The 13,355-nt window shown below is 68.0% G+C and carries 10 protein-coding genes; 8 read left to right on the forward strand and 2 right to left on the reverse strand.

The window, feature by feature from the left end:
- Nucleotide 1 precedes the first annotated feature (1 nt).
- Nucleotides 2-424 (reverse strand): MarR family winged helix-turn-helix transcriptional regulator, encoded by a 423-nt coding sequence (locus tag ABD164_RS07945; RefSeq protein WP_344295218.1) that lies wholly within the window; start codon nt 422-424, stop codon nt 2-4.
- 195 nt (nt 425-619) lie between these two features.
- On the opposite strand from ABD164_RS07945, the gene ABD164_RS07950 reads away from it, so the two are divergent.
- The 7 genes from ABD164_RS07950 to ABD164_RS07980 all read left to right on the forward strand — a co-directional run bounded on the left by ABD164_RS07950 (nt 620) and on the right by ABD164_RS07980 (nt 11,023).
- Nucleotides 620-1,795 (forward strand): glycoside hydrolase family 183 protein, encoded by a 1,176-nt coding sequence (locus tag ABD164_RS07950; protein ID WP_344295220.1) that lies wholly within the window; start codon nt 620-622, stop codon nt 1,793-1,795.
- Nucleotides 1,796-1,980: 185 nt separating this feature from the next.
- A complete protein-coding gene (locus ABD164_RS07955) occupies nt 1,981-3,321 on the forward strand; it encodes an ABC transporter substrate-binding protein (RefSeq protein ID WP_344295222.1) in 1,341 nt (446 codons plus the stop codon).
- Nucleotides 3,322-3,397: 76 nt separating this feature from the next.
- On the forward strand, nt 3,398-4,360 hold the full coding sequence (locus ABD164_RS07960; protein WP_344295224.1) for a carbohydrate ABC transporter permease: 963 nt from the start codon (nt 3,398-3,400) through the stop codon (nt 4,358-4,360).
- Between the two features lies 1 nt (nt 4,361).
- The gene (locus tag ABD164_RS07965) at nt 4,362-5,228 is read left to right on the forward strand and encodes a carbohydrate ABC transporter permease (protein WP_344295225.1); all 867 of its coding nucleotides are present in this window, start codon (nt 4,362-4,364) and stop codon (nt 5,226-5,228) included.
- Between the two features lie 59 nt (nt 5,229-5,287).
- Nucleotides 5,288-7,324, forward strand: coding sequence for a DUF4185 domain-containing protein (locus ABD164_RS07970; RefSeq protein ID WP_344295227.1), 2,037 nt, complete (start codon nt 5,288-5,290; stop codon nt 7,322-7,324).
- 157 nt (nt 7,325-7,481) lie between these two features.
- Nucleotides 7,482-9,266: an ABC transporter transmembrane domain-containing protein gene (locus ABD164_RS07975; protein WP_344295229.1), complete on the forward strand. Its 1,785-nt coding sequence runs from the start codon at nt 7,482-7,484 to the stop codon at nt 9,264-9,266.
- Nucleotides 9,263-11,023, forward strand: coding sequence for an ABC transporter ATP-binding protein (locus tag ABD164_RS07980; RefSeq protein WP_344295230.1), 1,761 nt, complete (start codon nt 9,263-9,265; stop codon nt 11,021-11,023). The genes ABD164_RS07975 and ABD164_RS07980 overlap by 4 nt, the downstream gene beginning before the upstream one ends.
- A 28-nt stretch (nt 11,024-11,051) precedes the next feature.
- On the opposite strand, the gene ABD164_RS07985 is transcribed toward ABD164_RS07980, so the two are convergent.
- Nucleotides 11,052-12,194 (reverse strand): glycoside hydrolase family 172 protein, encoded by a 1,143-nt coding sequence (locus ABD164_RS07985; protein ID WP_344295231.1) that lies wholly within the window; start codon nt 12,192-12,194, stop codon nt 11,052-11,054.
- A 115-nt stretch (nt 12,195-12,309) separates the two neighbouring features.
- Between ABD164_RS07985 and ABD164_RS07990 the strand changes: the two genes are divergently transcribed.
- Nucleotides 12,310-13,293: a LacI family DNA-binding transcriptional regulator gene (locus tag ABD164_RS07990; protein ID WP_344295233.1), complete on the forward strand. Its 984-nt coding sequence runs from the start codon at nt 12,310-12,312 to the stop codon at nt 13,291-13,293.
- Nucleotides 13,294-13,355 lie beyond the last annotated feature (62 nt).

Consider the following 13,355-nt stretch of genomic DNA (forward strand, 5'->3'; position numbering starts at 1 on the left):
CTCACTGGGTGGCGAGCCCTCCCATCAGTTCTGCGGCGCGCACGAGCACGGCGCGGTCGTCTTTCGAGAGCTCGCGCAGGCGGGTGGTGAGCCACGCGTCTCGCTGCGAGATGGTGGCCTTGACGAGGGCGAGGCCCGCGTCATTCAGGGCGATGTTGGTCTTTCGGCGGTCGACCTCGTCGGCGGTGCGCTCGATGTAGCCGGTCTCTTCGAGGCAGTTGACCGTGCGGTTCATCGACGGCGCCGACACCTTCTCGCGCTCGGCGAGCTGGGTGAGGGTCTGCGTGCCGCCGCGGTAGAGGGCGCCGAGCACGGCGAACTGGGCATCGCTGAGTGCCGTGTCGGCCTTCTGTGCGCGCATGCGGCGGGCCAGTCGGAACGTCGCCAAGCGCAGCTCTGTGCTCTGCTCTGCGATGGTTGCCATAGCTAATTAGCGTAGCTCATTAGCTTTGCTAAGTAAAATGCTGTCGACGCCGCTCCTCGTCCGCGTCGGAAACACTGCGGTGATCGCCGCCTGACCGAGTCGGCTCGGGAGGCGGTCTTTTGTCTGCGAATCTGTGAAATCGATTTCGAAATCGGCCGCTTCAACGTATCGTGACCGGGACGATCGAGGAGGATCATGCGCCATGCCCGAGCCACACCAACTCTGCGAATCGCCGCGGCCGCAGCATCCGCTGCATTCGCGCTCTGCGCCTGTGCGGCGGCCGACGCCGGAGACGACGCGATGAGCCCGGCCGCCGTCGACCCCGACCCCGACGAGCCCTTCGTGCTCGAGGGTGTTCGCGACCTGACCGAGATCGCGAAGCTCACCGGGCCCGACGCGATCAACGACACCGAGGCCGCCGCGGTCGCCGGCACCGACCTCGGATCGATGGTGAACCTGGGCGACAAGACGTTCTTCCTGTTCGGCGACACCTTCGGCCAGCGCGACCCCGACTCGTACGGCGGCCAGGGCGGCAACTGGCGCTCGAACGTGTCGGCCTGGACGACAGACGACGATCCGAGCGACGGCATCACGTTCGACGGCTGGACGTCGTCCGACGACCTCGGCTGGGCCACAGCCCTCGTCGAGGGCGAGCACGACGCGAACGACGGCACCGGCGAGGTGACGAAGATCCCGACGTACGGGTTCGCCGTCGGCGACGCCCTTTACCTCTCGTACATGTCGGTGAGGTATTGGGGCGAACCGGGTGCATGGGACTCGAACTTCGCGGGCCTCGCGAAGTCGACCGACGAGGGACGTGTGTGGACAGCGCTCGACGCGCCCCGCTGGCCGGGCGACTCGAACTTCATCCAGGTCGCGACTGCGCACGTCGTTGATGGCGGCACCGAGCACATCTACTTCTGGTCGATTCCCGCGGGTCGATTCGGCGGCGTGCAGCTGATGCGGGTGCCCGCGACGGTCGAAGCGGTCGAGGATGCCTCGGCGTACGAGTACTTCGCGAGCACGACGGCAGATGGGACGCCGGAGTGGTCTGCCGACATGGCGGCGGCGGTCACCGTCGTCGACGGCACGATCGGCGGACTCTCGGTCATGTGGTCGGACTACCTCGATCGTTGGATCATGACCTACTCCGACGGCGGGAACGCCTACATCCGTGAGGGGATCACCCCGTGGGGGCCGTGGGGCGAGCCGATCGAGATGGTCTCGGCCGACGACTACCCGGGGCTGTATTCGCCGTACCTGAACCCGCGCTACGTCTCCGACGGCGGGCAGCGCATCTACTTCACGTTGTCGCTGTGGGGGCCGTACAACGTGTTCTGGTTCTCGGTGGAACTCGTGCGTGGGCGCTGACGTCCGACTCGAAGGCGCCTGCAATCGATTTCTCTTGCGCATGAAATCGATTTCGCGTACGCTGACGCCGAGGCGAGATCAGCGGCGATCCGCAATGTGCGATGCACCCTGATCGAGCCCGACCGGGCTTCCTGACCGGCCACAGCAACGACTCACCGATGAGTCGAGTTCCTGAGGAGGGACGAATGCAGAAGAGAATCACGAGGCTCGCCAGCGTCGGTATCGCGGCCGTTGCGGTTGGGGCCTTGCTCGCCGCGTGCGCGCCGTCGAGCGGCGACGATGCAAGCGGCACGACCACCATCGAATTCTGGCATCGCACCTTCACGCCGGTCGAGAACGAGTGGTACGCCGATATCGTGAAGCAGTTCAACGCCGCTCAAGACGAGGTGAAGGTGGTCGACACCGAGGTGCCCGCCGACGCGTGGGACCAGAAGATGAAGGCCGCGCAGGCCGCAGGCAAGGCGCCCGACATCTACACCCACCCGGGCAGCATTCAAGACGCCGTGAATGCGGGCCAGCTCTACGAGCTCAACAAGGTGGTCGACGAGGACAAGCTCGGCGAGATCATCGACGCGGCCAAGCCCGTGTCCGAGATCGGCGGCAAGTACTACGCGTACCCGCTGCTGCTCGAGCCCCAGTCGGTGTTGTTCTGGAACACCGACATGCTGACCGCGGCCGGCGTCGACGCCGAGCAGGGTCCGGCGACGTGGGACGACCTGCTCGCCGCGTGCGAGAAGATCCAGCCGACGCTGCAGAGCGGCCAGTACTGCATCTCGCCGGCGCAGGACGCGATCACCTTCGCCTGGTCGTCGGTCGGCCAGCAGTACAACTTCGCCGGTCACACGGCACTCACCGACGACTGGACCGCACCTGACGTCGAGAACGCCGAGTACGAGGCCTTCATCGCGAACTACAAGGAGCTGTGGGACAAGGGGTACATGCCCAAGCAGCCCCTCGCCGCCTACGTCGAAGGCAAGGACTTCGGCGAGCAGAAGGCCGCATTCAAGGTCTCGGGCTCGTGGATGATGTCGGAGATCGGCTCCGACTACCCCGACCTGCTGGCCAAGACCGGCATCGGCGCGTTCCCTTCGGCCTCCGGATCCGATGACCGCACCGCCACGACCCTCGGCAACTTCAAGTGGGTCATCGACGCGAAGACGAAGAACGCCGAAGCGGCGGGCGCGTTCCTCGAGTGGGCCCTCGCCGGCGACCCCGAGAACCTCGTTCCGTTCTTCGTCGACACGCAGTTCACCAAGGTCCCAGTGCGTGACTCGGTCCAGGAGGCCGTGGCTGGAACGCAGGGGGCAGCGGATGCCCCGTGGTCGAGCATCATCGTCGACGACATCGCTCCCACTGCGATCCCCGAGCCGACCTACCCGTGGGACGTCTCGCTCGCGGTCGGCACGGCGGTCGAGGCCGGCATGAAGGGCGCCGCATCGATCGACGACGCGCTGAAGACCGCGTCGGCTGCGATTCAGACGGTGATCGAGAAGAACGATCTGCCGAGCAAGGCGCCGAGCAACTGATCGACACTCGGACGATCGGAGGTCGGGCGACCGACCTCCGATCGGCCGAGTCCGCACCGAACTGACAGGACGGATCATGGTCACCGAACTGGTGCGCGGCGGAGTCGGCGTCGCCGACACCCGGCATGCGAACGACCGACGGGAGCAACGCCGGCGACGCGCTCGCTATAGATACCGAGACGGCAAGCTCGCCTACTGGCTGATCCTGCCGGCGATGGTGCTGCTCGGCATCTTCGTCGTCTGGCCGGCGATCTACGCCTTCTACCTGTCGTTCCAGGACTGGAGCTTCTACAAGGATCCCGTGTTCGTCGGCATGAAGAACTACACGGACGTCCTGCGCGACCCGCTCTTCATCGAGTCCATCGGTCGCGGGTTCATCTTCGTGCTGCTCACGGTGCCGCCGATGCTCGTGCTCGCGTTCATGTTCTCCTCGCTGGTCGTGAGCGTCTCACGGCGCTTCGCGGGGCTGTTGAAGGTCAGCATCTACGTGCCGACCATCATCTCGACCGTGATCACATCGATCATCTTCGTGCTCATCTACGACTACTCGGGCGGCCTGCTCAACTGGTTCCTCGGCCTGTTCGGCATCGACCCCACCGCGTGGATCGGCGACCCCGCCTGGGCGCTCGTCGCGATCGCGGTGCCGGCGATCTGGCTGGGCATGGGGCTCACGTCGCTCATCATGGTCGCGGCCATGGTCGACATCCCGCCCGAATACTACGAGGCGGCTTCGATGGAGGGCGCCAACTGGTGGCAGAAGACGTTCTACATCACGCTGCCGCAGATGAAGAACGTGCTCCTCTACCTCGTGGTGACGGGGTTCGTCGCGGCGATCCAGCAATTCGAGTTGCCGCTCATCATGACCAACGGCGGTCCACTCAATTCGACGACCCTGCCGAACCTGTTCATCTTCATCCACTTCCGCAACGACATCAACGTCGGGTTCTCGATCGCGGCCGCCATGCTCCTCTTCGTGGTGCTGGGCAGCGTGTCGGCGCTCGTGTTCCGGTTCGTCAACTCCGAAAGGCTCGTGGACTGACGTGACTGCAACGCAAGAACTCGCCCCGGCTCGACGACCCGTGCGCGATTCGCGCTGGTGGTTCTTCGCCGTGGGCAAGGGCCTCCTGGGTGCGCTGTACATCGTCCTGGCGCTCTTCCCCCTCGCCTGGATGCTCATCGCGGGCTTCAAGACCAAGACCGAGGTGTTGAAGACACCGTTCCAGTTCTTCCCCGAGGTGTGGAAGTGGGAGAACTACGTCCAGATCCTCGGCGACCCCACATTCGTGTGGACGATGACATGGACCTTCCTCGGCGCCGTGCTGTTCACGGTGCTCAGCCTGACCGTGAACTCGCTCGCGGCATATGCGTTCGCGCGGCTGGACTTCCGGTTCAAGCGCACGCTGTGGGTGATCCTCATCACGACGCTGTTCATCCCGGGCATGACGATCCTGCTCACGAGCTTCATCGTGGTGACGAACCTTCAGATGCTCGACACCCTCTCGGTGCTGGTGATCCCCGGCGCCGCGAGCGCGGCGATGGTCTTCTTCATCAGGCAGTTCTACCTGAGCATCCCGTCGAGTCTCGAAGAGGCCGCGATGCTCGACGGCTGCAACCGGTTCACGATCTTCGTGCGGCTCTTCCTCCCCCTCTCGAAACCGCCGTTCGTCGTGATGGGGATCACCGCGTTCCTGGCGTACTGGAACTCCTACGTCTGGCCGATCATGACCATCACGAGCCCCGAGCAGTTCGTGGTTCAGCAATACCTGGCCACGTTCCGTTCCGAACGATCGACCGAACTCGGCCTGCTGATGGCAGGTTCGGTGCTCGCGGCCGCGCCCGTGATCATCCTGTTCCTGATCTTCCAGCGCCAGATCATCGGCAACATCAAATTGGCCGGAATGAAGTGACATCGCCCCATGGGGCGACCTGACCCGAACCGCGCAATTTCCACCGACAGGGAGAAGCAATGCTGCAGCCCGTAAGAAGGAACACCGCCCTCATCGTCGCGCTCGGCGCGCTCGTCGTCGGCGCCCTCGCGCCCACCGGCGCGGTCGCGGCACCGCTCGTGTCCGCCGCGGGCGCGCCGGCCGAACCCTCGCCCGACCACTCGCCGGGGGTGGTCGTCAGCAAGATGACCGGACCGAAGTCGCTCGCTGCCACCGACACGCGCTGGGCGGTGACGGGCACCGACCTCGGCATCATGTGGGACAACGGCTCGGGCGAGGTGCTCACCGCGTTCGGCGACACCTTCGGTGACTGGAGCGGGCCGGGCGGTGGCGGAGGCGACTGGCGATCGAACGTGCTGCTGCGCAGCAGCGACACCGAGCTCTCCGACGGCATGACGTTCGATTCGGCGGTCGAGGACGCGCCGGGCCACGCGGCCGAGATCATCCCGTCGCTGAAGGTGAACGGCGAGGAGATCACCACGATCCCGACCGCCGGCATCGCCGTCGGCGGGCGGCAGTTCCTCGCCTTCATGTCGGTGCGCCAGTGGGGTGCTCCCGGTGCGTGGGACACCAACTTCAGCCGCATCGCGTACTCCGACGACAACGGCGAGACCTGGAACTCGACCGACGGGCCGCAGTGGACGAACACCGCCGACGGGCAGCACCCGTTCCAGATGGTCGCGTTCGAGCGCCACGACGGCTACGTCTACATGTTCGGCACGCCGAACGGCCGGTTCGGGGCGGCGCACGTCGCACGTGTGCCCGAGGCATCCGTTCTCGACAAGTCGGCGTACTCGTACTGGGACGGCTCGAGCTGGGTGCTCGGTGACGACACCGCCGCCGCACCGATCGTGCCGCCGAACACGGCGGAGCTCTCGGTGCAGTACAGCGAGCACACCGGCGGCTGGCTGATGACCTACCTCAACGAAGACCTCGACCTCGTGCTGCGCACCGCGCCCGCGCCCGAGGGGCCGTGGGCCGAGGCGCAGCGTCTCGCGAGCTTCGCCGACTACCCGGGCCTGTACGGCGGCTACCTGCACCCGTGGTCGGATGGCGGCGAGCTCTACCTCACGCTTTCGCAATGGGAGCCGTACAACGTCTACCTGATGCGCGTCGAGATCGACGAGACCGGCACCGTCGTGAACCCGAACCTCATCGAGAACCCCGGATTTGAGCGCGCCGTCGACGGCACCATGCCGGCGCCGTGGGCGTGCACGGGCAACTGCGGCGTCGACATCAACCACGCCTGGGCGCACGGAGGCACCAAGCAGGGCTGGATGCGGCACAACGCCGGATGGATCGATGTGCACCAGGATGTCGCGGTCGAGCCGAACACCACGTACACCTTCACCGGGTTCGTCGTGACGGGTGGTGCACCCGCTCCCGGTTCGATCGGCGTGCGCGAACTCGGCGCGGGCGGGTCGACGCTCGCCGAGGCGTCCTTCGAATCGGTGGGTGCGTACACGCGGTACTCGGTGACCTTCCACAGCGGCGACCGCACGGCCGTGCAGGCCTTCGTCGGCTCGAACCTGAACGGCGACCGCTGGGTGCAGATCGACGATCTCTCGCTCGTGAAGGCGAAGGAGCAGCTGCCGGCGCTCACGGTCACGGCCTCCTCCGACCCAGTGGCGGGCTCCGAGGTGGTGCGCGACGACGTCGTGACGTTCGAGGTGCAGGCGTCGACCGACAGCGCGAGCCCCGAGGCGGTCACCCTCGCGGTCGATCTCGCCGGCCTCGTCGACGATACCGCACTGGATCCCGCGTCGGTGCGCTCCTCGATCGGCGAGCCCGTGCTCGACGGCTCGACGTTGCGCTGGTCGGGGCAGATCGCCCCCGGCGAGACGCTGACGATCGGCTTCGCCGCCACCGTGCGCCGCGACGCGTACCGCGAAGACTCACAACTCGTCGTCACGACGACCGCCGAAGCCGACCGTGCGATCCTCACCTCGTGCGACGGCTGCGACCTCAGCCTCTTCGCGGTGCACTACGACCCGCGGCCACCACGCCCCGAGTTCCCCGACAAGCCCGGCAAGCCGGATCGCCCCGGCAAGCCCTGAGGGCCCTGACGCCGGGCTGGATCGGCGGCGGAAGCCGCTCGAGATCCGCCCTTGCGAAATCGATATCAGACCCCTAACGTGAAAGGCTCGTCTCGGGTGGACGATGCCGTGCGCGAAGGGTCGAGCACGAGGAGTCCGATCCGAGACGAGGTCAGCGATGCGCGCCATTCCCGAGCCGTTCGTCGCGCCGCCGCGCGGGGTGACGCCGTGGGGGTTCCTGCGGTGGCTGGTCGGCAAGCAGTGGACGACGGTCGTGCAGGGCACCGTCTGCGACATCATCTGGCTGCTGGGTCTCGCGCTGACGCCGTGGGCCATCGGCCGGGCGGTCGATGAGGGGCTGGTCGCCGGCGACTACGCGGCCTTCCTCATGTGGCTTGGCGTCGTGGTGCCGCTGCAACTGCAGCACTCGTTGATCCAGGGCCTGCGGGATCGCGCAGGATCGGTGAACTTCGAGCGATCCTGGTCGCGAGTCGATCAGCTCATCGCACGAGCGTCGTCACGTGTGACCGTCGCCGCCGAGCGCGAGCTGCACCCCGGCGCGGTCGTCACCATGGCCTCCTCGGATGTCTGGGCGTTGAGCTTCGTCGCGATCAATGTCGGCTCGCTGGTGTCGGCGCTCATCTCGTTCGCGACCGTCGCCGTGATCCTCCTGCGTGACTCCCTGCTGCTCGGCGGGCTCGTCATCGTGGGCGTGCCGGCGTTCTCGGCCCTCCTGTTCCTGCTCGTGCGATCGCTGCGTGCCCGCCAGATCGAGGCGCGCGACGCCACGTCGGAGATGAACACCGTCGCCACCGACAGTGCGCGAGGGCTGCGGGTGCTTCGCGGTATCGGCGGCGAGGACTGGTTCCTCGCCCGGTTCCGTGAGCGCTCGGCCGCTGCCCGCGATGCCGGCAAGAGGGTCGCGAGGCCGATGTCGATCGCCGAGGCGCTCAAGGTGCTGATCGCCGGCACGCTCGTCGTCGGGCTTACCTGGATCGGCGCCGTGCTCGTTACGCGGGGCGAACTGAGCGTCGGCGAGCTGGTGTCGTTCTACGGCTATGCCGGCTTCATGGTGCTTCCCGTGACTCTGCTCAACCAGTCCGTCACGGTCGCGGTGCGGGCCCTCATCGCGGCACGGCAGATCGCCGGGTTGCTCGAGGTGGCTCCGCTGTGGCCCCGTGAGGCCGCCGCCGAGGCGGGCCGTGTAGCGGCGGCGGAGGCGGCCGTGCAGACAGCGGCTCAGGACGACGCGGACGAGGATCCGACCCTCCACTGGGACCTGCTCGATGAACGCAGCGGCCTGCGCGTACGCGAGGGCGAGCTGCTCGGCGTCGCCGTGCGCGACGCAGGTCAGGCACGCGCGCTCGTCGACCGGATCGGGCGCATGGCGCCCGACGACCCCGATGCCGTGGTGCGCCTGCACGGGCAGAGCATCGCAGAGCTCCCGATCGGCGAGATCCGCGAGCGGATCGTAGTCTCGGACCCGGTTCCGTTCCTGTTCAGCGGCACCCTGCGGGAGCTGCTCGATCCGCGAGGCCGTCGTGACGACGAGACCATCCTGCGCGCGGTCGCCGCGGTGGACGCGACCGACATCGTCGACGCGGTCGACGGCGGGCTCGACGTGATCGTGGGCGAGCGCGGCGTCGAGTTCTCCGGTGGACAGCGGCAGCGACTGGGTGCCGCGCGGAGCCTGCTCAGCGAGCCGCAGCTGCTCGTGCTGCACGAGCCGACGTCTTCGGTCGACGCGTCGACCGAAGAGCGCATGGCTGCGGGGATGCGGGCCTATCGGCGGGGACGAGCGACGGTGATGGTCAGTACGAGTCCGCTCGTGCTGGGCGTGAGCGACCGGGTGGCGTTGATCGATGACGCCGGCGAGGTGGTCGCCGAGGGAGCCCATGAGGAGCTGCTGCAGCTCGAGGCCGACTACCGGGGCGTCGTACTGCGGGCGGAAGGGGTGTCATGACCGCGATCATCCTTCCCGACGCCGGACGCGAGCGGGTTCGCGCCGAGCTCCGGGGGATCTGGCGCACGCATCGTGCCCGATTCGTCGTCGTCATCGCGCTGTTCGGAGCATCCGCGCTCGCCGGACTCGCTCCGCCGCGCCTGGTCGGCGTGCTCATCGACCGGCTCACGGCGGGGGCCGGGCCCGCCGAGGCATCCCTGTACGGTGCGGCGATGTTGGCGTGCGTGCTGGTGCAGGCCGTGCTCGTGATGTTCGCGATCCGTTCGGCCCTGATGCTCGGCGAAGAGGTCTTCACCCACCTGCGCGATCAGTTCATGTCCGACGTGCTGCGGGTGCCGATGGGGCTCGTCGAGTCGGCGGGCACCGGAGAACTCGTCACCCGCACGACGCAGGACATCAGCTCCGTCTCCGAGACCGTGCGCCGGGCGCTCCCGGAGTCGCTCATCGCGGCGGTCACGGTGATCCTCACGCTCGCCGCGGCTGCGCTGACGTCGCCCCTCATCGCGTCGGCCTACCTGCTGGCCGTGCCGCTGCTCATCGTGGTCATGCGGTGGTACATGGAGCGGGCGGTCGGTGTGTACGAGCGGATGGGTGCCAGCTACGGGCCGCTCTTCGCGTCGCTCACCGAGACTGCGAACGGCGCCCGCACCGTGGAGGCGCTGAGCCTTGCCGACGTTCGCAACCGGTCGATCGACGACGTGCTCGCGCGCCACTGGGTCACCGCCGTCGGGCGCATCCAGCTGCGCATGGTGGTGCTGCCGTGGTCGAACCTCGCCTTCGCGATCCCGGTGTTCGCATCGCTCGCCTGGGGCGGATGGCTGTCGATCCAGGGGCAGGTCTCCATCGGCACGGTGGTCACCGTCACGCTCTACGCCGCGGCACTCGTCGCCCCGCTCGAGGCGCTGATCGAGTGGACCGATGAACTGCAGAAGGGGCTCGTCTCGTTCGCCCGCATCCTCGGAGTCGGCGAGGTGCGAGAGCCGACGGGCGGTGATGCGGTGCCGTCGTCGACCGAGGTCGAACTGCGCGACGTGCGATTCGCCTACCGCACGGGTCACGAGGTGCTGCACGGCGTCTCGCTGCGCATCGTCCCCGGCGAGCGGCTCGCCATCGTCGGGGCATCCGGTGCCGGCAAGTCGACGCTCGCCCGACTGCTCGCCGGAATCGACGATCCCACCGAGGGTCGCGCGATGATCGGCGGTGTCGACGTGCGGGAGGTCCCGCTCGAGCGCCGTCGCCGCGAAGTGCTGCTCGTGACGCAGGAGAGCCACATCTTCGCCGCCAGCGTGCTCGACAACGTGCGCCTCGCCCATACGGACGCGGGCGACGACGAGGTGCTGCGGGCCCTGCAGGCCACCGGGGCGGCGGACTGGGTGGATCGACTGCCCGACGGGCGGGACACGGCGGTCGGCGCGGGCGGGCACCCGTTGACCGGTGCCCAGGAGCAGCAGCTCGCCCTCGCGAGAGTGGTGCTGGCGGACCCGCACACCCTGATCCTCGATGAGGCGACCTCGGCCATCGACCCGACTGCCGCCCGCGATCTCGAGGCCGCGCTCGCCGCGGTGATGGAGGGCCGGACCGTGATCGCCATCGCGCACCGGCTGGCCACGGCATACGACGCGGACCGCATCGCGGTGATCGACGCGGGCGAGCTCGCCGAACTCGGAACGCACGAGGAGCTGCTCGCTCGCGGTGGCAGCTACGCCGATCTCTGGCGGGCGTGGAGCGCCGACGGCGGGAGCCCGCAGGGCGACTGAGGTCGCTGCGAGCTCCCCGCTCCAGTGGTCAGTCTTGCGGCGCGCGCGGCGGCATGGCCCCGATGTCGGGCACCGGAGCCGTGCCCAAGTGCACCTCCATGTCGTCGGCGGTCGGCGACTTGGGGCGGCGCGCAGTGGGCCGATCGAGGTAGAAGAGCGCGGTCGAGGCGATGTCGTCGCGCAGCGGCAGGTAGCGCCATCCGCTTCGCCAACCGAGGGCCTGGATGTCGACCTTCGGAATCCCCGTGGCGAAGAAGATCGGGTCGAGCAGGTGCCATCGGTACATGCCGAAGCGCTGCTGGCTGATGTAGAGGCCGTCGGGGCGGATCACCTGGGGCATGCCGAGGTACGGCGTCGAGAAATCGGTGTAGCCCTGCCCGGGGATGTCGAAGTTCCAGGCGCCGCCGAAGTAGTCCTCCGTGCCGGTGCCGCAGATCGTCGGGTACTCGGTGTCGTCATCGAGGTAGAACTTGATCTCTCCCTCGCCCCACCAGCCGTTCGAGTTCACACCCCACGCGAGGTAGGTGCCGACGTACTGCCCCTGGCCCTCGATTCCCTCGAGGATCGTGTGTGGCACCTGCTCGTCGAGCGGGTTCGACCGGCGCCATTGCGCGTGGAAGTAGCCGTCGTTCGAGTAGTCGCCGCCGATCTCGTACGTCACCTGGTAGTACACCCGCACGTCGACGACCGAGGTGTTCTCGACCGTGAGTCGCGCGCCGGTCTTGAACGGCATCGGCCAGTACGAGTTGAACCCGCCGTGCGGGTTGGCGGCGATCGCCTGCGAGTTCACCTGCGCGAACACGCCCCAGCCGTTGCAGAAGAAGTCGCCGTACGGCACCTCGACGGCCGGCTCCTCGGCGCCGTCCCAGTACGCCCGCAGCACGAGCGTGCGCCAGTTGTCGGTGTGGGTGGTGATCCAGATGTGGGTGATCTTGCCGGCGCCCTCGATGGTCGCGAGGTCGAACGTCTCGCCCGCTTTGATGTCGACGCTTGGCGAGATCTTCCAGCCGGGGCCGAGATCGCGGGCGCAGGATGCCCCGGTGCCCTCGGTCGCCCGGCCGCCGCCGCCCTTCGACCCGTCGAAGTTCTCTGGCGAGATCGACCGGGTCTGCAGCGGCCTCATCGCGGCGATCGATGAGAGGTCGGGACTCGGCGGGTGCAGGGAGTTCACGGTGCCACTTCCTCGTGTTGGCGCGGCGCGTCGATGCGCTCGCTTGGAATCGATTTCAACACTGTAAGGTTGCCTCACCGGCATGTCAACGCGGGCCGGCGCAGGGGCAGGGCGCATGGCGACGATCTACGAGGTGGCGAAGCTCGCCGGCGTCTCGCCGGCGACGGTTTCACGGGTGTTCAACGGAGTGGCAGTCTCCGACGAGAAGGTGCTCGCCGTCCGCGAGGCCGCGCGCCAGCTGAAGTTCACGCCGAACCGTACGGCGCGAACCCTGCGCAAGCAGGAGTCCGAGGTCATCGCCCTCGTGATCCCCGACATCGAGAACCCATACTTCACCGAACTCGCTCGGGGGGTCGAAGACGTCGCGCAGAGCGCCGGCTTCTCCGTCGTGCTCGCCAACACCGACGCCCAGCTCGAGAAAGAGGCCACCTACCTCCAGATCGCGATCTCCGAGCACATGGCCGGCGTGATCCTCGCCGCGGCCTCGGACCACACGAACCTCGACGACATCCAGGCCGCCGGGCGTCCGGTCGTCGCGGTCGACCGCGGCACCGGTTACGACATCGACGGCGTCGTCATGGCGAACCGCACGGCCGGCCAGGCGGCGACCGAGCATCTCGTGCGGGCCGGGTATCGGCGCATCGCGTGCATCACCGGCCCCGAGCGCATCGAGACCGCGTACGAGCGCGCCCAAGGCTGGCGCGCGGTGGTGACACGCGAGTTCCCGGGCGCCGACCCCGACGAACTGCTGCGGTATTCGACCTTCCGGGTCGACGGCGGCCGCGACGTGATGGAGGAGCTGCTCGCCCTGCCCGAACCCCCCGATGCGGTCGTCGCGGGCAACAACCTGCTCGGCGTCGGCGCGATCCAGGTGCTCACCGAGCACGGTCTCACCCCGCCGAAGCTCGGCGTCGCGGTCGTCGGCTCCCTGCCCTTCACCACCCTGTCGCCGAGTGCCGTCACCGTCGTGCGGCTGCCCGCGCGGCACATGGGCGTGACTGCGGCCAAGATGCTGCTCGAGCGCATCGCGGGTGACGACCAGCCGGCCCGCACGGTTGTGCTGCGGGGCGAACTGCAGCCCGCGCGACCCGCCGACTGACCCGCGGCAGGCGGTGCTTCCGAGCGGCCTGTGACGCCCGACGGTTGATCATGAAATCGATT

It is taken from the genome of Agromyces neolithicus (genome assembly GCF_039529735.1).
Lineage (GTDB): Bacteria > Actinomycetota > Actinomycetes > Actinomycetales > Microbacteriaceae > Agromyces > Agromyces neolithicus.

What these genes read in the sequence shown, in the direction of transcription:
- ABD164_RS07945 (WP_344295218.1), bottom strand. Translation starts at nt 424, where the DNA reads ATGGCAACCATCGCAGAGCAGAGCACAGAGCTGCGCTTGGCGACGTTC.
- ABD164_RS07950 (WP_344295220.1), top strand. Translation starts at nt 620, where the DNA reads ATGCGCCATGCCCGAGCCACACCAACTCTGCGAATCGCCGCGGCCGCA.
- ABD164_RS07955 (WP_344295222.1), top strand. Translation starts at nt 1,981, where the DNA reads ATGCAGAAGAGAATCACGAGGCTCGCCAGCGTCGGTATCGCGGCCGTT.
- ABD164_RS07960 (WP_344295224.1), top strand. Translation starts at nt 3,398, where the DNA reads ATGGTCACCGAACTGGTGCGCGGCGGAGTCGGCGTCGCCGACACCCGG.
- ABD164_RS07970 (WP_344295227.1), top strand. Translation starts at nt 5,288, where the DNA reads ATGCTGCAGCCCGTAAGAAGGAACACCGCCCTCATCGTCGCGCTCGGC.
- ABD164_RS07975 (WP_344295229.1), top strand. Translation starts at nt 7,482, where the DNA reads ATGCGCGCCATTCCCGAGCCGTTCGTCGCGCCGCCGCGCGGGGTGACG.
- ABD164_RS07980 (WP_344295230.1), top strand. Translation starts at nt 9,263, where the DNA reads ATGACCGCGATCATCCTTCCCGACGCCGGACGCGAGCGGGTTCGCGCC.
- ABD164_RS07990 (WP_344295233.1), top strand. Translation starts at nt 12,310, where the DNA reads ATGGCGACGATCTACGAGGTGGCGAAGCTCGCCGGCGTCTCGCCGGCG.